This window comes from Streptomyces liangshanensis (assembly GCF_011694815.1).
GTDB classification, from domain to species: Bacteria; Actinomycetota; Actinomycetes; order Streptomycetales; family Streptomycetaceae; genus Streptomyces; species Streptomyces liangshanensis.
In genome coordinates this window covers 7156593-7181878 of sequence record NZ_CP050177.1, presented here as the reverse complement: position 1 = coordinate 7181878, position 25286 = coordinate 7156593, and the positions used below count along the sequence as shown (strand labels likewise).

Annotated in this window: 19 protein-coding genes; 7 read left to right on the top strand and 12 right to left on the bottom strand. The window is 71.7% G+C overall.

Annotated features, from left to right (window positions below):
* Positions 1–49: 49 nt before the first annotated feature.
* On the bottom strand, positions 50–634 hold the full coding sequence (locus HA039_RS31185; protein ID WP_167035018.1) for a TetR/AcrR family transcriptional regulator: 585 nt from the start codon (positions 632–634) through the stop codon (positions 50–52).
* Positions 635–683: 49 nt separating this feature from the next.
* A complete protein-coding gene (locus tag HA039_RS31180) occupies positions 684–1133 on the bottom strand; it encodes a MarR family winged helix-turn-helix transcriptional regulator (RefSeq protein ID WP_167035016.1) in 450 nt (149 codons plus the stop codon).
* A 57-nt stretch (positions 1134–1190) separates the two neighbouring features.
* On the opposite strand from HA039_RS31180, the gene HA039_RS31175 reads away from it, so the two are divergent.
* Entirely contained in the window at positions 1191–1991 is an 801-nt protein-coding gene (locus HA039_RS31175; RefSeq protein ID WP_167035014.1) for an SDR family NAD(P)-dependent oxidoreductase, read from the top strand.
* A gap of 74 nt (positions 1992–2065) precedes the next feature.
* Here the strand turns inward: HA039_RS31175 and HA039_RS31170 are convergent, their stop codons facing one another.
* Positions 2066–3112 carry a chitinase gene (locus HA039_RS31170; protein WP_167035012.1) on the bottom strand — a complete coding sequence of 349 codons (1047 nt, stop codon included), beginning with the start codon at positions 3110–3112 and terminating at the stop codon, positions 2066–2068.
* 347 nt (positions 3113–3459) lie between these two features.
* Here HA039_RS31170 and HA039_RS31165 point away from each other — a divergent pair, with 347 nt between their 5' ends.
* Complete coding sequence (locus HA039_RS31165) at positions 3460–4110, top strand: hypothetical protein (RefSeq protein ID WP_341830044.1); 651 nt, start codon at positions 3460–3462, stop codon at positions 4108–4110.
* A gap of 123 nt (positions 4111–4233) precedes the next feature.
* The gene (locus HA039_RS34270; RefSeq protein WP_243869862.1) at positions 4234–4812 is read left to right on the top strand and encodes a hypothetical protein; all 579 of its coding nucleotides are present in this window, start codon (positions 4234–4236) and stop codon (positions 4810–4812) included.
* A 163-nt stretch (positions 4813–4975) separates the two neighbouring features.
* Here the strand turns inward: HA039_RS34270 and HA039_RS31155 are convergent, their stop codons facing one another.
* Entirely contained in the window at positions 4976–5575 is a 600-nt protein-coding gene (locus tag HA039_RS31155) for a hypothetical protein (protein WP_167035010.1), read from the bottom strand.
* 180 nt (positions 5576–5755) lie between these two features.
* On the opposite strand from HA039_RS31155, the gene HA039_RS31150 reads away from it, so the two are divergent.
* Positions 5756–7288 (top strand): helix-turn-helix domain-containing protein, encoded by a 1533-nt coding sequence (locus tag HA039_RS31150; RefSeq protein ID WP_167035008.1) that lies wholly within the window; start codon positions 5756–5758, stop codon positions 7286–7288.
* Between the two features lie 37 nt (positions 7289–7325).
* On the opposite strand, the gene HA039_RS34550 is transcribed toward HA039_RS31150, so the two are convergent.
* Entirely contained in the window at positions 7326–10421 is a 3096-nt protein-coding gene (locus tag HA039_RS34550; RefSeq protein WP_208298741.1) for a discoidin domain-containing protein, read from the bottom strand.
* Between the two features lie 214 nt (positions 10422–10635).
* Positions 10636–11109, bottom strand: coding sequence for a VOC family protein (locus HA039_RS31140; RefSeq protein WP_167035005.1), 474 nt, complete (start codon positions 11107–11109; stop codon positions 10636–10638).
* A gap of 139 nt (positions 11110–11248) precedes the next feature.
* On the opposite strand from HA039_RS31140, the gene HA039_RS31135 reads away from it, so the two are divergent.
* Positions 11249–12862 (top strand): Na+/H+ antiporter, encoded by a 1614-nt coding sequence (locus HA039_RS31135; RefSeq protein ID WP_167035003.1) that lies wholly within the window; start codon positions 11249–11251, stop codon positions 12860–12862.
* A gap of 381 nt (positions 12863–13243) precedes the next feature.
* Positions 13244–14911, top strand: coding sequence for a glycerol-3-phosphate acyltransferase (locus HA039_RS31130; protein ID WP_167035001.1), 1668 nt, complete (start codon positions 13244–13246; stop codon positions 14909–14911).
* Positions 14912–15134: 223 nt separating this feature from the next.
* On the opposite strand, the gene HA039_RS31125 is transcribed toward HA039_RS31130, so the two are convergent.
* From HA039_RS31125 to HA039_RS31110, 4 genes are all read right to left on the bottom strand, one after another.
* Entirely contained in the window at positions 15135–16109 is a 975-nt protein-coding gene (locus HA039_RS31125; protein ID WP_167034999.1) for a hypothetical protein, read from the bottom strand.
* A 123-nt stretch (positions 16110–16232) separates the two neighbouring features.
* Entirely contained in the window at positions 16233–18239 is a 2007-nt protein-coding gene (locus HA039_RS31120) for a hypothetical protein (protein WP_167034997.1), read from the bottom strand.
* Between the two features lie 136 nt (positions 18240–18375).
* Positions 18376–20232, bottom strand: coding sequence for a hypothetical protein (locus tag HA039_RS31115; RefSeq protein WP_167034995.1), 1857 nt, complete (start codon positions 20230–20232; stop codon positions 18376–18378).
* Complete coding sequence (locus HA039_RS31110; protein ID WP_167034993.1) at positions 20229–21293, bottom strand: WD40 repeat domain-containing protein; 1065 nt, start codon at positions 21291–21293, stop codon at positions 20229–20231. The genes HA039_RS31115 and HA039_RS31110 overlap by 4 nt, the downstream gene beginning before the upstream one ends.
* 530 nt (positions 21294–21823) lie before the next feature.
* Between HA039_RS31110 and HA039_RS31105 the strand changes: the two genes are divergently transcribed.
* Positions 21824–23827 carry a hypothetical protein gene (locus HA039_RS31105; protein ID WP_167034991.1) on the top strand — a complete coding sequence of 668 codons (2004 nt, stop codon included), beginning with the start codon at positions 21824–21826 and terminating at the stop codon, positions 23825–23827.
* Here the strand turns inward: HA039_RS31105 and HA039_RS31100 are convergent.
* Complete coding sequence (locus HA039_RS31100) at positions 23785–24093, bottom strand: hypothetical protein (protein WP_167034989.1); 309 nt, start codon at positions 24091–24093, stop codon at positions 23785–23787. The two genes, HA039_RS31105 and HA039_RS31100, sit on opposite strands and share 43 nt — an antisense overlap.
* Entirely contained in the window at positions 24094–25086 is a 993-nt protein-coding gene (locus tag HA039_RS31095; RefSeq protein WP_167034987.1) for a caspase family protein, read from the bottom strand. It abuts the gene before it with no gap.
* Between the last annotated feature and the right edge of the window lie 200 nt (positions 25087–25286).

The window sequence follows — 25286 nt, the reverse complement described above, 5'->3', positions numbered from 1 at the left end:
CAATTCAGGCGCCGTCAGGCTCGGTTCAGTCGTTCCGTCGTCCGGTCGTTCAGTCCAGGAGTCCCAGCGCCTGCTCGGCCGCGTCCCGCACCCGGCCCGGGTCGTCCGACGCCTTGCCGACCACGCGCAGGCCCTGCATCAGTACCAGCAGCATCCGCGCGAGTGCGCGCGGGTCGCGGTCCTCGGACAGTTCGCCCTGGGCGCGGGCCCGCGCGAGCGCCGCGTGCAGCAGGGTCTCCAGGTGGGCCCAGCTCGCCTCGACCCTGCGGGCCGCCGCCGGGTCCCGCGCGCCCAGCTCGGTGGCGGTGTTGGTGACGAAGCACCCTTTGCCACGCTGTTCTTCGGAGGTCGCCTCGGCCGCGAACCGCCGTACCACCGTCCGTACGGCCGGCAGCACGGGGCCGGGCCGGGACAGTTCCGCCAGGAGCTCCGCGTCCCGGCTCTCGTTGTACCGGTCCAGCGCCTTCAGATAGAGCTCGTGCTTGCTGCCGAAGGTGGCGTAGACGCTGGCGCGCCCGATGCCGAGGCGTTCGACGAGGTCCGCCATCGAGGTCGCCTCGTACCCCCGCTGCCAGAACAGGTCGAGGGCTGACCGCAGCGCGGCGTCCGGGTCGAATTCCTTGGTCCTGGGCATGCCCGAACCCTAGGAGATACGGAAACGATCGGTCAAGTATCCCCGAGGCCTACGAGGCCGCCTCCGGAGGCGTGGCGATGTCCTGGACGACTTGCCAGAAGGCGTCGCCGCCGGCCGGGCCGGTGCGCGCGAGCAGGGCACGGCGGACCGCCCGCGCGTGCGCCGGGCGGGCGACGGACAGGGCCGTACGACCTTCGTCCGTGGCAACGACCAGCACGCGCCTGCCCGGTCCGTCCTCACGCCGGAGGAGCCCCCGCTCGGCCATCCGGGACAGCTGACGCGACAGACGCGCGCGTTTCCAGTCCAGCATGGCGCCGAGGTCGAGTTGGGGCATGCGGCCGTCGCCGTTCTCGATCACGCGCGAGAGGACCGCGAAGTCGGGCGCGGACAGCCCCGACGCATCGTGGATCTCCTGCGCGACCGCGCCGAGAACCGCGTCGTTCGCCTGCTTCCAGGCGATCCACCGTGCCATCTCGGCATCGTCCAGGGGCTGCGTCATGGGCACACCCTACCTCGCGGTTGCCATGTAAACACGAACGGGCGCATGATGGTTTACATGGAAACCCAAACGAAACGCTCGCAGCGGCAGACCGTGCTCATCACCGGCGGCGGATCAGGCATCGGTCTGGGCCTGGCCGAACGGCATCTCGCCGCCGGACACCGCGTCATGATCACCGGCCGCCGCCCCGACCGGCTCGCCGCGGTGGCCGACCGCCTCCCCGGCATCGAGACCTTCACGAACGACATCGCCACCCCGGAAGGACGGGAGCAGCTGGCCGATCAGGTCCGGAGGACCCTGCCGGAACTGCGTGTACTGATCAACAACGCCGGCGTCCAGCGGCGTGTGGGCATCGCTTCCGACCACTCCCCCTGGGCCGAGGCGCAGAACGAGATCGACATCCTGCTCGCCGCACCGGTGCACCTCGGGCGGCTGCTCGTCCCGCACATGCTGGCCCACGGCCGTCCCGGCGTCCTGATCAACGTCACCTCCGGCGGGGCCTTCTTCCCCCAGCCGTTCGCCCCGCTCTACAGCGCCGCGAAGGCCGCGCTGCACAGTTACACCGTGAACCTGCGGCACGCGCTGAAGGCCACCCCGCTCCGCGTGGTGGAGCTCATGCCCCCGGCGGTGGCCACCGCGCTCGCCGGGCCCGGCCAGGCGCACGGCGCGGACCCGGACGACTTCTGCGACACCGTCTTCCCGCTGCTGGACGGCACCCATCCGGAAGTCGGGTACGGTCCGACGGCGACGCCCGAGTTCACCTCGCGACGCACCGCCGAACAGCGCACGTTCGACACCATGTCGGCCCGCTTCCCCGTCCCCGCCTACGGTCCCGGCGGCGTGGGCGTGGGGGTGTGAACGTACAGCGGGGCCGGTCCTCGAAAGGACCGGCCCCCTTGCGACCTGGTGATGCGCGGGTCCGGGTCGCCGGGCTAGAACAGCGTCTTCACGTTGTTGCCGAAGGTCCAGTTCTTCGAACCGTCCCAGTTGATGGACCAGGTCATCAGGCCCTTGAGGCCGTTGCCGTACTTGCTCCAGGCCTGCGAGACCAGGTTCGGCGCCATGTAGCCGCCGCCCGCGCCCGCCTGGGCGGGGAGTCCCGGGACCTGCTTGTCGTACGGCACCTTGATGGTGGTGCCCTGGACGACGAGTCCCTTGTTGAGGCAGTCGGTCTGGGCGGTGAAGCCCGCGACGGTGCCGGCGGAGTACGAGTCGCCGGAGCAGCCGTACATGCTGCCGTTGTAGTACTGCATGTTCAGCCACCAGAGGCGGCCGTTGTCCGCGTACTTCTTGATGATGGGCAGGTACGAGCCCCAGATCGAGCCGTAGGTGATGGACCCGCCGGTGACGTAGGCCGTCTCGGGGGCCATCGTGAGGCCGAAGTTCGAGGGCATCTGGGCGAGGACGCCGTCGATGATGCGGATCAGGTTGGCCTGCGAGGGGGACGGCTTGGTGATGGTGCCGCTGCCGACCAGTCCGGTCTCGATGTCGATGTCGATGCCGTCGAAGTTGTACTTCTTGAGGATCGGCACGATCGTCGCGACGAAACGGTCCGCCACGGCGGTGGAGTTGAGGTCGATGCCGGCCGCGGCGCCGCCGATCGACATCAGGAGCGTCAGGCCGTTCTGCTTGGCCTGGCACATCTCGGCCGGGGTCGCGACCTTGACCGTCGCGTCCATCCCGTCCTCCCAGAGGACCGTGCCGTCCGAACGGATCACGGGGAAGGCGGCGTTGACCACGTTGTAGCCGTGGGCGGCGATGCGGCTGTCGGTGAGGGGGATCCAGCCGAGCGGGGGGTGGACGCCGTTCGCCGCGCCGTCCCAGTTCTCCCAGTACCCCTGGAGAACCTTGCCCGCGGGCTTCGACTTGACCGCGCAGGTCTCGGCCTGCGGCGCGCTCGGCGCGGCGGCGGCCGGCAGTTGCGCGAGGAAGGCGAGCGCGAGTCCGGCGCCGAGGATGCGTATGGTCCGACCGATCATGCGGTAGTCCCTTCTGGCCATGGCAGGCGGCACCAGATCGGGCCGGCCGTCCATGGCGGGTCTGTGGGGGGACCCGGCCAACTCCCGGCCCGCGAGGGCCCGGAGACGTCCTTGGGTGTTCCGCCGAACGGTAATTTGGTCCAGACCTTCGGTCAATAGGTCTGGACCACGCAGGGGTCAGGTCAGGGCTTCGCCGCGGTCTGCGGGTCACCCCGGGCGGCGAGGTGACGAATCGTCACCTGATTTCGCCCAATTCCGCAACATCCCTCACCCAAAACCCAGTTGACCCGTAGAGTCACCAATCCCCCACGATCCGCGACAGCCGACCGATCCGAGGGGATCCTCACGTGACCCAGCAGTACCCGAACCAGCCCCAGCAGCCTGCCCAGGGACAGCCGCACCACCCGGGTCAGCCCCCGCAGTACGCGTACCAGCAGCCGCAGGCGCCGTACCCGGGTCAGGGCCCGGCTCCCTACCAAGCGCCGCAGGAGCCGAAGAAGTCCTGGGTGGCCCGCCACAAGGTGCTGACCGTCATCGGTGGGGTCTTCGCCTTCGTCGTCGTTGTGGGCATCGCCGCCGGCGGGAGCGACGGCGGCAAGCCGTCCGACACGGCTGCGGTGGCCCCGGAGAAGAAGGCGGACGCCCCCGCCAAGGACGCGAAGGACGCCGATGCCGCGCCCGCGGCGAAGGAGAAGCCCGCCGCCCCGGCCGAAGAACGGTCCGCGGCCGACCGGTTCAAGGCCTTCGTCACGAAGAACGGCCTCGACACGGAGAAGTCCGCCGTCGAGCACGTCACGAAGGTCCAGGGCGCCGACGAACAGAACGACATCCTGGACTCGGTCGACATCTACACCGACTACTCCGGTGGCTTCATGAGCGAGAACGCCAGCCAGGCCAAGTTGATCGCCTCCGCCTTCGCGGACTGGAAGGACTCGGAGAACGGCCTCGTCACGGTCTACGGCAAGGACGGGGACCTGATCACGAACGGCAACTTCTGATCCGGCGAGACGTCACGGCCCCGGCCCGAACGACCCCTCGGGCCGAGTCCGCCACCATCCCTTCCGTACCGCCGCCGGTGCGTCCCTCACCGCATTTCGGTGCGCCTTCCGAGGACAAGACCCATGACCACAGAACCGCCCGCACCGCCGCCCCTGCCACCGACCGCACCGGAGCCCCCGCCGGAGCCACCGAACGCACCCGAGCCGAACGGTCCAGCTCGACCCTCACGGGCCCGGACTCTCACCGCGGCCCTCGTCGGCGCCCTCGTCGGCGCGGCGGCCGTCGGCACCGCCTGGTACGTCACCGACACCGACGACGTGAACGAGAGGACGACCCCCGCTCGCGCGGTCGCCGACAGTGGCGCCTCGGCGGCCGACACCTTCACCCTCACCGGGGAATTTGTCCTTGCCGACGGAGCGGTGGACGACGGGATCGGAGGCTGCGAGGGCACGGGCGGCTACGACGACATCAGTCTGGGCACCTCGGTGACGGTGTACGACGCCGCAGGTGCCGTCGTCGGTACCAGTTCGCTGGTGCTGTCGGAGTTCGACGCTGACGCCCGCTCCTGCACGTTCGACGTATCGGTCGAAAACGTGCCTGCGAGAAAGGACTTCTACCAGGTGGAGGTGTCCCACCGGGGCAAGGTGCAGCTGACGGAAGCAGAAGCAAAGGGTGGGGCGTTCGCGGCGAGCCTCGGGTGAGCGTCGTCGGTCTCGGTCGTGAGGCGGACAACGGGGTAAGCGGACTCCGGGCCGGAGTGGTCCGGTCCGGAGCCCGCTCGCTCCCCCGAGATGCCCGTCAGGAGCCGTTGGGGTTCCTGACGGACAGTCTGTGACGCGTGTTACGCGTGTGGTGCGGAAGGGGTCAGTAGAGCTTGGCCACCGCCGTGCGGGTGGTGGTGCGGAAGCCGTTGAGGGGCGCTCCGTCGAGGTCGCCGAGCTGGCCCCAGCCGATCACCGTGACCGCCCTGCCGTCGCGGCCGACCGAGTAGAGCGCGATGTCGGTTGAGCCGACCTCGGGGTCGGCGGTGTCGATGCTGTACACGTCCGCGCCCTCCTCGACGTTGATCCGGCCGTGGTAGAACGCCTCGCCCTGAAGCCCCGGGTACTCCGCCCGGAGCCGGTCGAGGCACCCCTCGATCGCGGTACGCAGCTTCGTGGCCAGCGCCTTCGCCTTGGTCTCGCTGGCGGCGACCGTGATCGTCTGCCGGGCACCGGTGTCCAGGTCGGTCCTGAACTCGCGGTGCCTGCTGTTCGCGTCCGGTACGACCCCGTCCACGCAGAAGTCGTCGGCCGCCCCCGACTGCGCCGGGCCGGCGATCCACGGTGTGCTCGCGGCCGGCAGCTGGGAGGCCGAGAGGAAGGCGGGTGCGACGGGAGTGGCGGTGGCGGCGGTGATCGTGGCGACGGTCATCCCGAGGGCCGCTGTGGTCAGAGCGGCGGCGCGGAACCTGTTGGTGATCATGGAAGGACTTCCCCCGTGTTCGTCGTTGGCTGAACGATCACCAGCTTCGACGGCGCGTGGGACGGCCGCAAGGACCTGAGCGGTCCGTGGAACGATGGAACCGTTCCACCCCCTTTGACGTGGGACTCTTCAGTAGGGGTGGAACGCCGTCCTGTGACGGCAGGGGGGAGCGGGCACGCTGTGGGTACGCCGAAGGACGCGGAGACCGACGCGTTCGCGCGACGGCTGCGCGAGATCCGGGACGGCTCCGGCCGTAGTTACGGTGCGCTGGCGCGCCGGGTGGGGGTGAGCGGCTCGACGCTGCACCGGTACTGCTCGGGGGCGACGGTGCCGGTGGAGTTCGCGCCGATCGAACGGCTGGCCCGGTTGTGCGGCTGCGAGGCCGACGACCTGATCGCCCTTCACCGCCTGTGGGTACGGGCCGACATCGAGCGCCGGAGACGTCAGGAGGCCGGCGCGGGAGCGGGGGTCGGGGCGGGGGCAGAGGCGGGAGCCGCGGCAGGGGCGGAGGCCGGGGCGGCCGGCGCGGATGACGTGGACGACGCGCGTGACGTGGAGGCCGCGGATCCCGCCGAGGTGGACGAGGAAGCCGGGCCCGGCGAGGGAACGGACGTCCTCGCCGTCGGCCCTCCCGCTCCCGCGCGCCGCCGCCTCGTGCGCCGTACCGGCTACTCCGCCGTCGGCGCGGCCGTCCTCGCGCTGGTCCTCCTCGTGGCCTTCGACCGCTCGCCGCTCTCCGTCGCCGACCGGCAGCGCGCCTCCGAACGACCGCCCGCCGAGCGGACCACCGGCGCCCCGCCGCCGTCCGGTGGCGGCGCCACCGCCGACGGCTCCCCCTCCCCCAGCGCCTCCAAAACCGCCTCCGCCTCCCCCGGAGCGCCCCGGTCGGGCCGTCCCCGGACGACGGGCAGCCCCCGCCCGGGCGCCACGAACAGCGGGAAGGCCCCCGGCACGGGAACCGCCAAAGGCAACGGCGGAGGCGGCGGGGACAGCGGCGGCACTCCCTTCACCTGGAGCACCAACCGCTATGTATGGGAGGGCGGTTGCGGGCACGCCTTCCTCGTCAACCGCTCCCCGGCCACCGTCCCCCCGCCCCCCACCGAGTCCGACGCCGAGCCCTGGGCCCGGTCCGTCGGCGCGGTGGACGCCGGGGAGAGCAGCGTGAGGGTCACCGTGCAGGGCAAGAGCGACACGGCGGTGGTGCTCCAGGCCCTGCACGTGCGGATCGCCGCGAAGCGAGCGCCCCTGCCGTACAACGCGTACAACATGAGCCCCGGCTGCGGTGGCTCCATCACGCCCCGCCTGTTCGACGTCGACCTCGACTCGTCGCGCCCGATCGCCCGTTCCAAGGCGGGCAACGACGCGGGCGAGCCGATCCCCGCCGTCTCCTTCCCCTACAAGGTCTCGGCCACGGACCCCGAGATCCTGCTCGCCACCGGCCGCACGGTCACCTGCGACTGCGAGTGGTACCTGGAGCTGGAGTGGAGCAGTGGGGCGCGCTCGGGCACCGTACGCATCGACGACCGGGGGAAGCCGTTCCGTACGAGCGGCCTCCGGGGCCGCCCCGCCTATGACTACGACACCGGAACGCACCGCTGGATCCCGGCGGAGTCGACCCTGACGACCGACGGGGCCGAGGAGGCCGACTCCACCGGCCAGGCCGACCCCGCCGAGGCAAGCGCCGAGGCCACCGGGCCCGCGGACACGCCCTGAGACGCGTCCGCGGACCCGGGTCGCCGATGTCGGCGCGTCAGTTCCAGCCCGTCAGCCCCGCCCCGTACTGGTAGAGCGGATTCCCGTACGTGGGCGGCACCGGCTGGCCCGCGTCGATCTTCGCCCTGATGTCGGCGCGTTCCGCGTCCGTCGCGCCGAGGTCGTAGGGCAGGTCCCACTTCTCGTTGGAGTCGGCCTGGACGTCACCGCCGCCCGGCTTGAGGACCTGGTCGAGGCTCCTCGGCATCTGCCACGGCAGCTTCCCGCGCGGGGTGTAGTCGCCGAAGAGCAGCGAGGCCGTGGCGGGACCCACCTCCTCGCCGCCCCGGTAGGTGACCACGATGGCGTCCGCGAGGCCGTTCCACTCGCTGATCACGATCGGCCGCGGCAGGGTGAGCACCACGACGACCGGGATCCCCTGGTTCTTGAAGTTCCGGATCAGGGCGAGTTGATCGGCCGGCAGATACGGCTGGGTGTTCGGCCACGAGGTGGCGTGGGTGTACGACGGCTCCCCCACGGCCACGATCGCCAGCTTCGGCGCCGGACCGCTGTCCTGGTACACGTTGACCCCGGCGGTCGCGGCTCTCGCCCTGATCGCCTCCAGCGTGGTCAGTGAACCGTAGTTGGGGTGGAAGTAGCTGGACCAGATGCAGCACGCGGCGCCGTCCGTGGCCCGGGCGCCCGCGACGACGATGTTGTCGCCCCGGTTGAGCCGGACCGGCAGCACGCCGTTGTTCTTGAGCAGGGTGTTGGACTCGCGTGCCGCCTTGTTGGCGAGGGCGACGTAACTCGGCTGGTGGAACCGGTAGGGGCCGTTGACCGGATCGCCGTACGGCCGGTCGAAGACGCCCAGTTGGAACTTGAGCCGCAGGATCCGGGTCACCGCGTCGTTGATCCGCGCGATCGGCACCTGCTGCTGGAAGCCCGCCATGGTGAAGCCGGCCGCGCCCGGGTCGGCGCCGCCCATCACGTCGGACCCGGCGTTGGCCGCGTTCACCCAGGCGCCCGAGGGCAGCCAGTCGGTGGTGATGAGGCCGGTGTAGCCGAGGTTCTGCCGCAGATACGCGAGGATCTTGGCGCTGTCGCCCGCGCCGGGCCCGCCCGGGTCGAGGAACGAACTGCCCGCGTAGCCCGGCATGATGTTGACGGCCCCGGCCTCCATCGCCGCCCGGAACGGGATCATGTGGTACTTGATGGTGACCCCGTCGTAGACGATGCCCGCCTCACCGCCGGCTCCTTCGCCGGGCCAGTGCTTGACGGTCGCGAGGACGGAGGACGGGTTCAGCTCGGGTCCGCCCTGGAGGCCCGAGACCAGGGCCCGCAGCTGCGCCCCGACGGCGTCGGCGTTCTCGCCGCCGCCCTCCTGGATGCGGGGGTAGAGCACCTTGGTGCCGACCTCGGCGAGCGGCGAGAGGGTGCCGCGCGCGCCGACCTCCAGTTGCTCCTTGCGCTGCATGTCGGCGAGTTGGTAGTCGAGCGGGTAGTCCTTGCTCGCCCCCAGTGTGCTCTGGAGCGGGTACGTGGTCTGGTAGCCGGCCGTGGTGTCACCGGCGGACACCGGCGGGATGCCGAGCCGGGTGGCAGCCGTGGAGAGCAGGATGTCGTGGAGGTCGGCGGGCTGGGCCGGGCCGAAGTGCCAGCCGGAGCGCGGGAACGCCTGGACGTTGTAGAACATCTGGTAGGCCTTCTCCTCCGGTGTCATCCTGCCGAGGAGATCGCTGACCCGGGTCTCGACCGGCTGCCGCCAGTCCTCGTACGGCTCCAGGGTCCCGTTCTTGTTGAGGTCGCGCGCGCCGTTGACGAGGCCGACGCCGTCGCTGACGGTCTCGATGTCGGGCTTGTAGAGGCTGAACGTACGGATGTTGGAGGTGGTCCGCGCCCCGGAGCCGCTCACCGCCACGACGTACCACTTGTAGGTCCAGCGGTCGGTGATGTCCCAGGTGGGCGCGTAGGTGGTGCCCGTGGGTTCGGCGACCTTGGTGTAGAGGTCGAGGAGGTTGCCCGACGCGGTGAAGTCGTAGTCGGTACGGCTGACGTTGAGCCACACCTCGTAGCGGGCGGCGCCGGGGACGGCCGCCCAGGAGAACGCGGGGCGGCGGGTGCTCGTCACCATGGCCCGGTCGGCGGGCGCGGACAGCGCGAACTGGTTGAGGGTGCCGGGGGCCTTGGTGGGCGGGGACAGCAGCGGCGCGGTGGCGGTGGAGCTGTCGACCGATCCGAAGACCTGGAACTCCCAGAGCGAGACGCCGTATCCGGTGGCCCGGGTCGTGGCGAACAGCCGGACGTACCGTGCCTTGCCGGTGACGGGTGGCCGTTCGACGCCGCCCTTGCCCGTGGTGGTGGTGTGGACCACGGTCCAGTTCGTACCGTCGTCGGACAGCTCGACGCGGTAGCCGGAGGCGTACGCGGACTCCCAGTTCAGCTCGACGCCGGTGATGGTGGCGGCTCCGCCGAGGTCGACCTGCAACCACTGGTTGTCGGCGAACTGGCTCGACCACCGGGTGTCGGTCCGCCCGTCGAGGGCCGCGGCGGGTGCGTTGGCGCCCTCCCAGGTGGACGCGGACACCTGCTTGTAGGCGGAGATCGGGGTGCCGGTGGGGGTGGGGCCTCCTCCTCCGCCCGCCGTGCCGTACACCTGGAACTCCCAGAGGGAGTAGCCGTAGCCGGTGGCGCGGGCGGTGCCGTACATCCGCACGTAGCGGCCGCTCCCGTTGACGGCGATCGTCTGGTTGCCGCCGGGGCCGGTGGTCGTGGAGTGGACGTCGGTCCAGTTCTGGTCGTCGCCCGAGACCTGGATCTTGAACGACGTGGCGTACGCCGTCTCCCAGTTGAGGACGACGGAGCTGATGGTGGCGGTGGCGCCGAGGTCGACCCGTATCCACTGCGGGTCGGCGGCGGCGCTGGACCAGCGGGTCCCCGCGTCGCCGTCGACCGCCGCGGAGGCCGGGGTTCCGGCGTTCTCGGTCGAGGAGGTGGTGACGGCCTTGCCCTGCGACAGCAGGGTGTCGGCCGCCTGGGCGGTGCCGGCCGAGGTGGCGGCGGCACCGCCCGCCGCGAGGCTCATCGCGACGGCCACCGCGAGCAGCGGTCTGCGGCGCCGGACGGTTCGCAGTAACGAGGACAGGAGGCGCATGCGGGTCTCCACGGGTGTGATGCCTCTCCACCACAACGCCGGGACACGGTCGGCGACGGCGCGTGCGGGGCGGCTGTCGGTGACTCAGGACACAGACTCAGGACGCGTCGCCCCGCGGCCGGGAACGACCACGGAGAGCGCTCTCCCGCGAGAGTGGCTTTATGACTGAGCACTGTCAACCCTTGGCACCGTTCCCGGTACGCGATCTCCTCGCTCAGGCCTCGTCGGCGGCCGCGCGCAGCGCGGCGATGTCGAGCTTCTTCATGCCGAACATCGCCTTCATGGCGCGCTGGGCGCGTGACTGGTCCGGGTCGGCCATCAGCTCCGCCATCGCCGCCGGGACCACCTGCCAGGACAGGCCGTACCGGTCCTTGAGCCAGCCGCAGGGGCCCTCCTCGCCACCCTCGGAGAGTTTGTCCCAGTAGTAGTCGATCTCCGCCTGGTCGGCGCAGTCGATCGCGAAGGAGACCGCCTCGTCGAAGGTGAACTGGGGGCCGCCGTTGATCGCGAGGTAGCCCTGGCCGTCGAGCACGAAGTCGACGGTCAGCACCGTGCCCGCCTTCCCCGGGCCTTCCTCGCCGTAGTACGAGATGTTCCTGATCTTCGAGTTCGGAAAGACCGAGACGTAGAACTCGGCGGCTTCCTGACCCTGGGTGTCGAACCAGAGATTGGGAGTGATGCGGGGCATGACGGTCTCCTCGTGGTGTCGATGGCGCGCGACTGTCGTCCGCTGTGGGTGGTGACCGTCGCGGCGCCCGGAACTCATCGCGGTACGGTATCGGCACAAATCGGCCCATGGCGCGCGGCGCGGAACGGGAGACCCCCCGATGGAGGGACTGGAGATCGCCGTCGTCCTGGTGACGGCCGTTCTTCTGCTGACCTGGGTGGCCAACCGCCTGCGGGTCAGCGAGCCGGTGGCCCTGCTCGTCGGCGGCGTGCTGATCGGGCTCGTCCCGGAGTTCCGCTCCGTGCACCTGTCGTCCGACCTCATCCTGCTGATCTTCCTGCCGCCGCTGCTGTACGCGGAGTCCTTGAAGATCTCGCTCCACCAGATCCTGGCCAACCTCCGGGTCATCGTGCTGCTCTCAGTGGGCCTGGTGCTGCTCACGGCGTTCACCGTGGCGGCGACGGCGCACGGCTTCGGCATGGCGTGGCCGCTGGCGTTCGTCCTCGGCGCCGTGCTGGCCCCCACCGACGCGACGGCGGTGGCGAGCGTGGCACGCGGCATGCCCCGCAGGACGCTCACCACCATGCGGGCCGAGAGCCTGGTCAACGACGGTACGGCGCTGGCGGTCTTCGCGGTGGCCGTGGAGATCGCGACCGGTGAGCACTCCTTCCAGTGGGGCGGGGCGATCCTGCGGTTCGTCCTGTCGTACGTGGGCGGGGCGGCGATCGGCGCGGCGGTCGCGCTGCTCGTGATCGGCGTACGGCGCAGGGTCCACGACACCGCGATCGAGAGCGGGCTCAGTGTCCTCACACCGTTCGCCGTGTACGTCCCCGCGGAACTGGCCGACGTGTCGGGCGTCCTGGCGGTGGTGGTGTGCGGGCTGATCCTCAGCAGGCAGAGCCCGCTGCTGATGCCCGCGAGCAGCCGGATCCAGAGCATGGCGTTCTGGCAGGTCACCACCTTCCTCCTCAACGGGTCGCTGTTCGTGCTGGTCGGCCTGCAACTGCCCGACGTGATCGGGTCGCTGCCGACGCTCGGCCACGGTGACACCGTCGCGCTCGCGGCGGCCGTCACGGGAGCGGTGATCGTCACCCGGCTGGCGTACCTGTACACCACGCCGTACCTGATCCGGGCCGTGGACCGGCGCCCGCAGCAGCGGGCCCGGCGGATCGGCGCCCGGCAGCGCATGCCGGTCGCCTGGGGCGGGGTACGGGGCGGGGTGTCCCTGGCGGCCGCGCTCGCCGTACCGATCCTGGCGTCGGACGGTACGCGGCTGGCGGACCGGGACGTGATCGTCTTCGTGACCGCCGTGGTCATCGTGGCGACGCTGCTGCTCCAGGGGCAGACCCTGCCCGCCGTGATCCGGTGGTCGCGGCTGCCCCCGGACCCCACCGAGGCCGGCGAGGAGCTGCTGGCGCGCCAGGAGATGACCGCGGGCGCGCTGGAGGCGCTGCGGGAGCGGGCGGCGTGGTGCGGTGCGACGCCCGAGGTGGAGCGGCGCCTCGCGGCGGAGCTGGGCTCGTACGCGGAGAGCCTGCGCACGGTCGAACCACCGGCCCACCACACCGAACTGCGCCTGCGTCAGGAGCTGATCCGGGTGAAGCGCACCCGGCTGGTGGCCCTGCGGGACGCCGGGCGCATCGACGACGCCGTGCTGCGCCGGGTGCAGGAGACGCTGGACAGCGAGGACACCCGGCTGGACCTGCGGATCGCGGAAGGACAGGCGACGGCGGGCGGGCTGCGGTCCCGGGGGGAGCCGGAGGGGGACGCCTAGGGTGCCTCGTCGAGGAAAGGGAAGGGATGGAGGCGGGACAGGGGACGGTTGCGCCACCTGAGCCTTCTGCCCGGTGGAGACGGGAATGCGGCGCGGGGGTCTAGGCGGAGGCGTGCAGTGCCCAAGTTGGCCGGTCGACGGTATTGCCTCCCCGGATCACCCAAGTCGGACCGGAGTTTCCGTGTGCTTCGGCGGCGAAGTCAACGCATTCGAGGCCGACACCCTCTCCGTTCGGCGGGCCGCAGGAGACACGGCCAGGGCGGCGTTGTTCAGGCGGTTTGCCCGGGTTGATGGGGGCTTCAGGAGCTGGGGTAGGACCGCGGGGTGGTCGCCGGGGGCTCACGCGGAGGCAGGCACGACTTCCGGTGATTGGGCCCCGTCGTGTCGGCCGGCCGGCCCGGCGAACCACGCCCCCTGCCAGGGCCCAAGTCCTTCTACCTCCCCCCGGGCGGCGACGAGTGGCGTCAGCACGTCAGCGAGGCCATCCGCCGGGCCCGGCTGGTGGTCGTCGTCGCAGCCGTCGGCAGCCGCTCCGGCCGCGCCGAGGGGACCCTGTGGGAGTACATCGAGGCACTGCGGCAACTGCCGCCGTCGCGCGTCGTGCTGGCCCTGTGCGGCGAACGCGAGGATTACGAACGCTTCCGCGCGGCAGCCGAGTCGTACGCCGTCGAGCGAGCGGCAGGGCTGCGCAAAGCCGGACAGACGCCGTCTCCGCTCCCCGTGCTCCCCGACTGGCCGGAGCCGAGCCGCCCGGCCAGGACAACGACCGGCTTCCCGCTGCGCGGAGTCATCCGCTTCACAGCCGACTGGACGGCCGAAACCGTCCCCTTCGACACCACCGCGGAGCGCGGCCCGACGCCGTACGCCCGATGGCGAAAGACCGAGCGCCGACAAGTCACCCCCTGGGTGGCCGAATGCGAGAGCGCGCTGCCCGGTCAGGCCGTTCGCGAGGTCTGTTCCCGCCTCCACTGGCAGATCGTCACGCTCTGCGCCGGGCTCTTGGCCTCGCTCGGCTACATCGTCGTGCGCCGGTGGGACGGGCTGCCCCCGTGGAGTCAGTACGGGGTGCTCGTGCCCGCGTGCTACACGCTGGCCATGCTGGGCAAGATCTCCGCCACCGTGCGCGCGACCAGCCGCCCGAAGACGGCGGTCCGTCATCCGCCCTCCGGAGACGACCGGACAAAGCCCGAGCCCGCGGACACCACCGGCATCGGGCTCCGGGTGACGGAGTACGTACTTCGCTGGCCGGTCCCCTGTGGCATCGGCCTGAGCACCATGCGGTACCACCGGGACAAGGAGGGGCAGCCGGCACCGGCGCCGTCCGGGCCGCTCCACCGCCGGATCACAAGGAAGCCCCTGACTGCCTTCACCACCTGCGATCGCCTGCCGGTCGGACTCGTCGTGCGAGGGCGCGTCCTGAAAACGGTGGAGCGGGACGCCGCCCTGACGAGCCGCCATTTCGCCTTGAGGGCGGTGCAGCGCTTCGTCTGGAGCCTCGGGGCGGTGATCGGTACCGCGATCAGTGCCGTGATCACCTTCTTCCACACGCACGCCGTGCCCCTGACGGCCGGCGCGGCAGCGATCGGTCTGCTGGTGGCGGGCAGGTCCTGGTACCTGCACCGCGAGGACCTGGCTATGGTGAGCCGGCTGTGGTTGCGCCCCCGCGTTCCGGAGGACCTCGCCCGGGAACCCTGTGTGCTGTACCTGCGTCCGCACCCGGACGACCCCCTCCCACCGGCCGGGCCCGCCTCCGGCTTCCCGCGCAGGGCTGGCAGGACGTACTCACCACGGCCCTCCCGCTGTCCCGCCTCGTCGTCATCCCCGCTTCCGGCACGACTGCGGAGACCCTGTGGCAACTGGCCGAGGCGGTGCGCCTGTTGCCGCCGTCCCGCCTTCTCCTCGTCCTGCCCACGCGCGACGAGGACGGCTACGAGCGCTTCCGCCGCGCGGCCACGCGGGCGTTCGCGGCGCGTGCCGCCTCGCTGTCCGAGAGTGAGCGCGCGGCGTACCGCCCGCCGGCTCTCCCCCTGGAACTGCCACCCCCGGTGACCCCGGTGGCCGACCGGACACCCGCCCTGTACGGCGTCATCCACTTCACCGCCGACTGGAGCGCCTCGGTCCTGCGCTTCGAGCCGTTGTCCGCCGCCTTCGCCGAAATCCCCCGGAAGACTCAACTGCGGCGCCTGCGGTCGCGGTTGGACGCGGCGCTCCCGCCCGGAACGACGGTGCCTCCGGTTCCGGTCGATCCCGGGCCGGGCCCCGGCGTGGCGGCTCAGGATCGTTCTTGCGCGTCGGAGCGGTAGGCCTCCAGGAGGAGGCGGCGGTAGGTGTACTCGCTGACTTTGCTCTTTCTGCGCAGGATCCGCGATCTGCGGGCGATTCCGGCGCCGTACTGGAACACGACGGGTCCGTCGTCACGTGGCTCAAAAACGGTGCTCTCGTTTCTGAAGAAGTGCACGCCCAGTGTGGTGGGCGGCAGTATGTCGTTGGCGTAGTGGTCGACCCGCTCGGCGCTGATCACGGGATCCGCGCCGTCGGGCAGATGGACGAGGCACAACGGATCCTCGATCACGGCAAGGAGCTTGCACAGCTCGTCCTTCGCCTGCGCGTGCCCGCTTCCTTCGACGTCGTACGGAGGCAGGACCACGGTGAGACGCTCAAGACGTTCGAGCTCCAGGATCTTGCGCACCTCCCACCACGTGGACGTACGGATCCGCTGGTGCGGCGGCAGGATCAGGACGATCGAGTGCGCCGTGGCGATGAGTCGCTCGACGGGTTCCTTCCAGGCGGTGTGCTCGGCGCGCATGTAGACGACGCTGCCGGGCGCCAGGGCGAGACCCGGGTCGACGACCGCGTACGCCTGTGCCGCGTACACGTCGGACCAGGACCTGGAGACCACCTGCTCCATGGTGGAGGTGACCGTCATCCCGGAGAGGGTCAGTGTCCGCCGCCCTCGGCCGCTGGGCACGATGATGTGCCCGGCCGATCCGAACGGGCGCAGGATCAGGCAGTACCGCTCGCCGGAGGTGACCAGGTCCGGCACGACGTCGGCGGCGTCCTTGACGCGGATACGGAGGGTGAAGCGGAGAAGCCGGGCCATTCGGAACACGCCGACCGCGAAGAGCGCGAAGACGCACGACCCGAGGAGCACCGGGCCGCCGGTGGCGACCAGCAGAACGATGAACAGCAGGAGCGCGACGTTGAGGAGACCGAAACAGCCGACGTTGCGCCACAACCGCAGGGTCACGGCTCTCGTTCCCGTATCGCCGCGGAAGGCGGGGCGTTCCGTACTCACGTCAGGGGGTCCCCGCCGTACCGCGTCGCCCCGGCGCCGAGCGGTGCGCCGCGCGGGAGGTGCTGCGGGCCGCCTTCATCCGGACGCGTCCGGGGCGCAGGCGTGCGGAGCGTCGTCGTCCAGCCGGACGTACTCCTTCCACTCCTCGTCGCTCAGGGTGCGCGCCGCCAGGGCGCAGGAGGCGCGGTACCAGCTGCGCGGGTCGGTGCTCCACAGGTACACCGGGCTCCCCCAGCCGCTCTCACCGATCAACGGCCGCATCACCACCCGGGAGCCGTCCGCGGTGAAGGCCACCTCGGTGCCGGCGCCGTTGGCCTCCCCCGCGAACCGGGCGGAGGTTCCCAGGACTCCCCAGGGGCCCCGGGCGATGACATCGAGCCCCTTGACGTCGACCAGGGCTCCGCCTCCCCCGCCGGTGGCGGCCAGCGTCCCTTCGCCCGGGTCGACCGCCAGTTGCTGGACGAGGGCGAGGCCGGTGTCCACGGAGCCCCGCTCCTCGCCCGTGCCGATCGCGACGAACGTGAGCCGTCCCGCCCTGGCGAGGACCACCTCCCCGGCCCGTGGCCGTACCACCGCGGCCTGTACCCCCTTGGCGTCCAGCGCCACGCGCCGTACCACGCGCCCGTCCTGGGGCCGGAAGGCGAGCAGCGTCGACTCGGTGAGCACCGACACCGTGCCGTCCCGCAGGGGCTGTACGGCGATCGGCCGGCCGGGAAGCCGGACGGTGACGGCCCGTCGCGGATCCTGTACGGGGACGGCGTAGACCGAGTCCGTGAGCGTGCCCACGCTCAGGAGGTACTTACCGTCCTGGGAGAAGACGTCGGGCTGGAAGTCGGCGCCCGTGGGCTGCCCTTGGGTCGTCCCGGCCTCGTCGGAGAGCCCGGAGCGCAGGGCGGACACCTCGGTCGGAAGGGGCCGGGAGCCGCCGGTCGTCAGGTCGACGAGTTCCGCGCTCGTACAGCCGCCCGCGCCGCCCTGTCCCGCGCACCGGTGTTCCACCCCCGCGACGCGGACCGTGTCGCCGATCTCGCGGGTGCCGTGCACCGCCGCGTGGCGCCCGCCCGGCGAGAGTGCGAGGACGCGCGGCGAATCGGGCAGGGCGGTCCTGCGCGGCTGCCACGCGGCGGGAGCGTAGTAGGTTCCCAGGCCGGTCAGGACACCGCCGTCCGGACCGAGGGCCACGGGGACGCCGTCTTCGTCGGTCCGGCCTTGGAGCAGGCCCAGGGGTGCCTTCTCCTCTCCGTAGGCGCGCAGGAGGGAGTGCAGCACGCTGCCGGCCTGCGTGTCGCCGAGGACGAATGCCTGTGCGGCGAAGAGCAGGCGCAGTTCGGGGCTGTCGCTGTCCTCCTTCCGGGCCCGGTTGACCAGCCGCCGGGCCGCCGCCGACCGGCGGTTCGCCTCGGCCGCCTGCTCCGCCGCGCGGGTGGCCTGCCGGTCGCGGGCCGCTTCCCGGCTGTCGTGGACCACCTGGGGGACGGTCAGGGCGGCGACGATGACGAGTACGGGGACGATCGTGAGGAAGGCGACGCGCAGCCGGCGGCGTTTCTGGTGGTCACGGATGTCGTCGCCGTCCAGCTGGTCGCGGGCGGGCAACCCGTACAGCGTGGAGGCGATCTGGCCCACGCCTCGCCTGAAGTCGTCGTCGCGCAGGGTGGCGGCGCGGGGGCCGGACAGGCGGGAGAAGTCGGCGTAGCCCGGTTCGGCGGCGTACACGTCTCTCAGTTCCTCAGGCACCGGGGCGTCGGGGCTGAAACGGCCGTGTTCTCTGTCCCAGCCGAGGGTTCCGGACAGCAGGGCCAGCAGTACGGGGGTGTCGGGGGCCGTCGCCCGCCAGTCGGCGAGCGCCGACCTGACGCCGGGGTCGCCGCTCAGTCCGGGGCTCAGCAGGATCAGCAGGTGGTCGGCCCGCGCGATCAGCTCGGGTGTGGCGTCGCCGAACGGGGCGGCGGTGATACGGCGCTTCCTCGTCCCGCCGATGCGCCGCAGCGCCTTGGCCAGCGCCTGTGCCATAGGGCGCTGGTCGGAGGCGTGGACGAGGACGACGACCGGATAGGGACGCGGGGTCTGCGGCAGGCCGGGCACGGCTGCCTCCTTGAGGGTGCGGTGACGGGAAGCGGGGCCCTGGGAGCGGGCGTTCCCCGGTACGGCCACGGGGCCGGGTTCGCGGGGGTCGGCGACCGTGGGCCCGGGGGTGAACCGGGGGCGGCGGCCGCGTGGTTCAGGGGGCGGAACGGCAGGCCGGAGCGTAGGCGAGACCGGGCATCAGGTTCCGCCACTCCTGCGGGGTCAGGGTCCGTCCCGCCTTGGCGCAGGCCGCGGCGATCAGGTCCGCGACGCCCGCCTTCGGTGACGGCGGCGGGCGGTCGAGGCGGGCCAGGACGACGAGTCCTTCGCCCGTTCCCGCCGCGACAAGGCCGGTCGAGGCGATGTCCACGGTGGTGGCGCTTCCGGAGAGGGAGAGATTCAGCTTCTTCTCGCCGGACGCGCACCGGAATTCCGGGGCCGTCCGGCTCCCTCCGTACGCGCTCAGGTGGGCCTGGAGGAACAGGTCGTGGTCCTCCGCGAAGACGAAGCTCCCGTGTCCGGCGTCGTAGGCGACCGGACCGTAGACGTCCTGGACGAGCTGCGAGCAGACCGGTCCCGTGGTGGGCGGCAGGGCACGGGTGCCGCCGCCGGGCAGGGTGACGAGGTCGGTGCCGACGACGAGCGAGTCCGGCGTGGCGAAGGACAGGCGTACCGGCCCCGTCGTGCGGCGCAGGACGGTGACGTGAGCCGGTTCGGCCCGGTCCTCGACGGTGACGGGTCCGCCCGGCGGGGCGAGGGCGAAGCGGGCCGCGTCGCCGGACAGGGCGACGGCTCCGCCCTCGCGGGCCCCGTCGCGGCGCCGGGGTTCGCCCTCGCTCTGCCCTGACGCGCGCAGGAAGCGGACGGTCCCGTCCCGGCCGGCCGTCATCAGCAGGGCGCCGTCGTCGGACCACCGGACGGCATACGCGCCCAGGTGCGCCGGGCCGAACAGCCGCCGCCGGGTGGTGGTGTCCCAGGCGCTGACGCCGCCCTCGCCGTCGATCACGGCCACGTGCGCGCCGTTCGCGGACAGCTCCACGTCGCGGACGGGACCGGCACCGGGATGGAGGAGGGTCTGCACGTCGTCGGAGACGGCCGCGCGCAGGACGGGCAGTGCCTCTTCGGTGGCGGCCGTGGTGACGGCCTGGGCGGCGAGCAGGAGGCGGAGATCGGGCGCGGCGGTGCTGCCCGCCCGCGCCGCCAGCCGGTCGGCCCGGGCCTGCGTCGCGCGCTGGGTGGCCTTCCGGTGGGCGTCCTGCGTCCGTTCGCGCTGGACCTTCGAGTAGACGGCGGTGCCCGCCAGGACGAGGACCGCGGTCACCAGCGCGGTGACGGTGAGGCTCGACGCGGAGCGCATCCGCCGCCGCCGGCGGCGTTCTCGGGTCCGCTCGCTCTGATCGCGGGCCCGCAGCGTCCGCGGGTCCTCCCCGTGGAGGCGTGCGGCCAGTTCCAGGCAGGCGTCGCGAAACGGGGCGTGGGAGAGGTTCAGCTCCGTGCGCGCGTCCAATGACGTCAGGTCGATCAGGTGCGGACGGGCGGTGAACGCGCCGCGCAGGCCCGGTGGTACGGCGTTGTCCTTGGCGTCGTAGTCGAAGTCACCGAGGCTGTCGTCCCAGACCGCCCTTCCCTTGACCAGGACGATCGTCAGCTCGTCGGCGCCCCTGGTACCCCGCCTGCGCTCGACCTCGCGGGACAGGTAGGAGTCGGGGTCGCGGACCGCGGCGGGCGAGGCCACGAGGGTGAGGTGCCGCGAGGCGTCCAGGTGGCCGGCCATTTCGAGCCAGAGGGCCTCGGTGACACGCATCCCCGACCTGTCGAGGAACGTCTCCAGCGCGCGGATTCCGTCCACGGGCCGGGCGAGGTTGCGCAGCGCGTCGTCGAGCGCGCCGGCGTGGGCCGCGGCGTCGGTCCACGAGTAGGAGATGAAGGTGTCGTAGCGGATCGGGGTGGCCGCGTCGAAGGGAGGGTGTGCTTCGAAGGCTCCCCGCTCCGTCGCGGGCTCCGGCGTCATCCGCCCTCCGTGGGCTGGGGCGCGGCTCCCTGGCCGAGGCCCGGCGCCTGCCACAGTCGTACGATCCGGTCGGCGCCGCCGCTCGCGACGAGGTCACCGCCGGGGCTCACGGCCACGGCCGTCACGTCGCCGAGGTGCCCTCGGTAGGTGAAGGTCTTGCGTCCGGCGTTCGCGTTCCACACCTCCACGGTCCGCCGCCCCGTTCCGAAGGTGACGAGGCTGCGGCCGTCCGGTGCGAGTGCGGCGCCCGCGACGCCCGCGCCGGAGCAGGCGGAGGTACGCACGTCGCCGGATGTGGTCCACAGACGGCAGCCGTCCATGGCGCCTTCGGTGATCACGGTCTTGCTGTCGGGCGAGAAGAGGACGACGGGCGAGGCGGAGAAGGTCGTGAAACGTTTGCCGATCTTCGTGAACTCCGGCGCGGTGAGTTCGGTCCGCGGCGCGGAGGTGACCGTACGCGGATCCCAGAGTCTGACCAGGGCGCCGGCGGAGACACCCAGCCAGGCCCCGTCCGGGCTGTAGCGCAGGCCGTCGACGGACGTGGTCGGGCCGGCGACGGGGATCTGGTCCTTCATGCTCCCGTCCTCGGCGTCGTACGTGAAGACGATGCCCGTCTCGTCGGCCACGGCGAACGACCCGTTCCGGGGATGGAAGGCCACGTTGGTGACGTACGTTCCGGGCAGGGTCCGGCGCACCCGGCCCGTCGCCGGGTCGGCCAGCCAGAGCGGGCCGCCGACGAACTCGCTCTCGCCGCTGATGCCCACGAGGGTGCGGCCGTCGTTGCTGTAGGCGAGTTGGAGAACGGGCTGGTCGTGCTCCACGAGAGCCTTCTGTTTCCCGGTCGCCGTGTCCCACAGCCGGACGGTGCCATCGGCTCCGCCGGAGGCCAGGACGCGCCCGTCGGGACTGAACGCGAGGGCGGACACCGGGCCCTTGTGGCCGGTGAGCGTTCCCAGGAACAGGGCGCGTCGGGGCGGGCCGGCGTCGTCGGCGGGGGCCGGGCCGCCCCGCGTCGTCAGGAACACCGCGGTGGCCAGGCCCAGCGCGAGCACGGCCGCCATGGCCCCGATCAGCCGGCTTCGCCCCGGCCACCGGGCACCGGCGCCTCCGGATGTACGCACTCTGTCTGCCGGACCCACGCCCCACCCCCCGTACGGCCCACCGCGCCCCCCGCGGCAGGGCATCAACGGTAGCCCGGCGAGGCGACGGGAACCACTGGTTCCGGGAAATGTCGGGCACGGTGGGGGGTTCACGGGCGATACCCCCGAAAAGCTGCGATCCGGCTCGTTCCGGTGTCCGCCCGCGGGTCGTCGGATTGACGTACTTCTCCTCCGGAAGAGACAGGATCCGGGCCGAGGCAGGCGCCCGGGCCCGGAGCCGTGCCTACCGTCGACTCCCACCAGGGGAGGGCCCGCCGGCCGGGCCGCGCCCACGGTCGTCGACTGCGAAGGCACGGGCACGAATGGCGCACACCCCCATCACGACACGCCGAACCGGGCGCACGACACGTCCGCCGCGCAGGACGCCCCCGCGCTCAGGGCGAGCCCGCGGCGCCCTGCCGCCGGAAGTCCTGTCGTTGCCGCTTCTGTTGGTGCCGCTTCTGTTGCTGTTCCTCCTGGCCGACGCGGCCTGGGCGACCCGTTCCCAGGCTGCGGGCCGGGAACCCACGGCGCGTGGCGGTGCCACGTCCCCCGCCGTACATGACGCCCCCTCGCCTCCCGACTCGCTGGTGATCAGGGACCCCGGGCTGGGCCCGTCCCAGCGGCTGGTCTCCGAAGGACGGTGGTCGGGAGAGACGGAGACCAAGTGGCTGATGGACGTGTGCGAGGGCCGGCAGCGCACCTGGCGGACCGACGGCGGCGACGAGGCACAGGCGGTGGTGTGGAGCTGCCCGAGCGGCAGGGACGCCGCCACCCTCGTATGGTTCGCCGCCTTCGACCCCGACTTCTTCACCCGCGCCACGAACCTCCGCGCACTGCCCGGCGTCTGGCTCGCACCCCAAGTGCGCTACGTCAGCGGCGCCCGGAGCCAGAAGGCCTTGTTCGCCCAGGGCAGCCGGGCGGTACAGGTGTCCGTGCGGACGCCGGCCGAGGGGCGTCTCGACGCGCTGACCGGCCGCGTCACCGAGATGGCCGTACGGCAGACCGCACTCGTCCCGGGCGAGAGAGCGACGCTGACACAACCCGAGTACTCGCAGGGCATGGTGGCGCTGCTGATCATGCCCGCCGTCGGATACGCCCTCTACATCCTGCCCTGGCGGCTGATCCGCACCTGGCCCGTCTGGCGTCCCTACCGTGTCCGGCGGAGAGACCCCGCGTGGCGGGACGTGTCCCGTACGGCGCTCAAGCTCGCCGCCCTCGTCCGTGTCAGGGCGGCGTTCCGCGTCTTCGGCTTCCTCGTGCTGTTCCTCCTCGTCACGACCCGCAACCTGACTGTCGAGCCGGTCGTCATGCTGGCCGTCGCCTTCGCCGGAGGCTGGCTCCTGCCCGGCCGCAGCCACCTGTTGAAGCTGGCGTGGCAGCCGCGTCCCGTACGCGGCCGGTGGGACGTGCGGGGCACGCACGCCTGGGTGGTGCGCGGCTGCGGTCTGGCGAGCCTGCTGCTGTACGCGGCCGGTGTGGGCGTCTTCTTCCTCTTCTACATCGCCCAGTTGTCCGGTCTGGGCAGCTCGCCGCTGATCGACGGCGGTCTGCCCACCGAGCGATACCTACAGGTCCAGTCCTTCAGCCATCTGGTGGTCTTCCTCATGCTGGCCGTCGTCGGCCTGGGGGCGAGCAGCTCGGTGATCGTGCTGTCCGCGCTGCTCATGGTCGGCGGAGTGCTGATCCGCAGGCTGGGGCGCTCGTACGCGCTGACGAACGCCGAAGCCGCGCAGCGGGACAGCCCCGAGCCGCCGGTGCTCTATCTGCGCAGCTTCACGGACGACTCCGCGACGATGCCGTCGAGCGCCATCGCGCGGACCAGTGTGCTCGAACGCGCCAGCTTCGCCTGGCGACAGCCCTTCGAGGAGATCACGGTCCGACACGTGTGGGCCCTGGGCCCGGTGATCGCCGCTTCCCACCCGGCGGACACCAGGAGCCGGTCCGACATCGGGGCGGCGCGTATGCGACTGGGCCCCGACTGGCAAACGGAGATCGAGGCCAAGGCGCTCGGATCCCGGCTCGTCGTGGTGGGCGCCACGCCCGAGGCCATCAACGAGGGCCTTCGGCAGGAGTTGGAGATCCTGGCCATGCATCCGTCGGTCCCGGTGGCGCTCGTCCTCGCGCCGATGGCCGGGCGGGAGTTGACCCGGCGGTGGCACGGGTTCATCGACGCCGCGCTCACGGTGAGAGGCCCCCGGGGTCGGCGGGACTCGCGCTTCGCGGGACTGCGCGCACACCGGAACGACACGACCGGTGCGCTGGTCCTGCTCAACACCGGGGGTACCGAGTGGCAGGTGTGGGGAGCGCGCAGGCGTACGGAATTCACCTTCGCGACGGCATGGGGTGAGGCCCGTGACGCCCTGACCGGCACGGAGCGCCGGCGCACGGTCGGCGGGCCCCGCGACCGGGGTCAGACGGCGGGGCCGAACATCGCGACGAGGAGAGGCAGGTAGCGCCGGACCTGCTCGCGGTCGCTCTCCTTCTCCGCTTCGGACAACTCCGCGTAGGGGGTGGCCATCTGCGCCTCCCACCGCCGGACCAGTTCGGCGGGGATGGTCAGCGATCCGTCGCTCCGGCGCTCGCACCGCGAGTGCAGGTACCGCTGCCAGTGCGCCCACCGCTCGTGCTCGACGCCGGCCAGTTCCTCCATCACCTTCTCCGTGCCGTAGGCCTCCGTGCCGTAGGCCTCCGTGCCGTGCCCCTCCGGATGTATCGGCATTCAGATCAGTCCCTTGTCCATGAGTGCCCAGTAATGCTGCCCCAGTACGGTCAATTCGCACGACTTGCTCTGCATCGCGGCATGCCACATGTGCGGAGCGTCCACCGGGCGTACCAGATTGACCTTCACATAGCGTTGCAGCACGGCGAACACGGCCGTGTGGGCGGGGTCGGGCGGAGGAATCGAGCTGTCGGCCCGCTCACCCGGGGAGCGCTCGGGCTCGAACGACGGATCCAGCGGGAACCGGCCGGACGGAACGGGGAAGTGCGTGGTGAGGGCCTGGAGATCGGCCAGCGCGATCGGCGGCTCGGCCCTGCGCAGGGAGACGAACGTCTTGACGTTCGTCTTGAAGACCGGCCTCTGCGCCCACGGGCCGAGCGACTGGTCGATGTGGGCGTAGACGCTGCCGGGGGTGATGTCGCCCACGAGGTTGGCCGCCGCGCCGTTCAGTGCGTCGACGAACAGGCTCGTGAAGACGCCCGCACCGCCGCCCGGCGTCTCGTACGAATCCTGCTCGGCGGTCGAGGCGGTCAGGATGGTGACACCGTCCGAGATCTCGGCGAGACCGGCGGCCATGGCGCTGTTGCCCGCCGCGCCGCTGTGGCAGCTGTCCAGGACGATGACTTTGTTCCGGGCCCGGGACGTGTTCGCCATCGTCATGAGTTCGGCCAGGGCCAGGCCGTCGTCACCGGTCTCCGAGTCACTGGCGCACAGAAACCCTCCGGTGTCCTCGATGTAGCCGTGCCCCGCGAAGTAGAACAGCGCGATGTCGGAGTCGTCCGCGAACAGCTTTCTGACGGCTTCCTTGAGGTCCCTCTTGAGGACGGGCTGCTCGGCGCTCGTGCCGGCGAGGACCGCCGGATTGCGAAAGTTCAGCGTGCCGTCCGAGTTGCGTTCGAGGGCTCCCCGGACGGCGAAAGCGTCGTTGACACACCCGGTGAGCAGTTCCAGGTGGTTGTAGTGATCGATCCCCACGATCAGCGTCTTGCGCATGGCACTCCCCCCAGTTGACGTGATGTCGGACCGCCCGCGCGCCGACACCGTCGACTCCCTCGCCCACCGTACTGGCGGTCCCCCGCCTATAGAGGGGGATTCGGCTCATTGACCCTCAAAACCCCTTCGTGGAGCGTTCGTTGAGGGTAGGAGTGCTTCCGTGAGCCGGGCGGCCGGCCGTACCGGCGCGGTACGGTGAG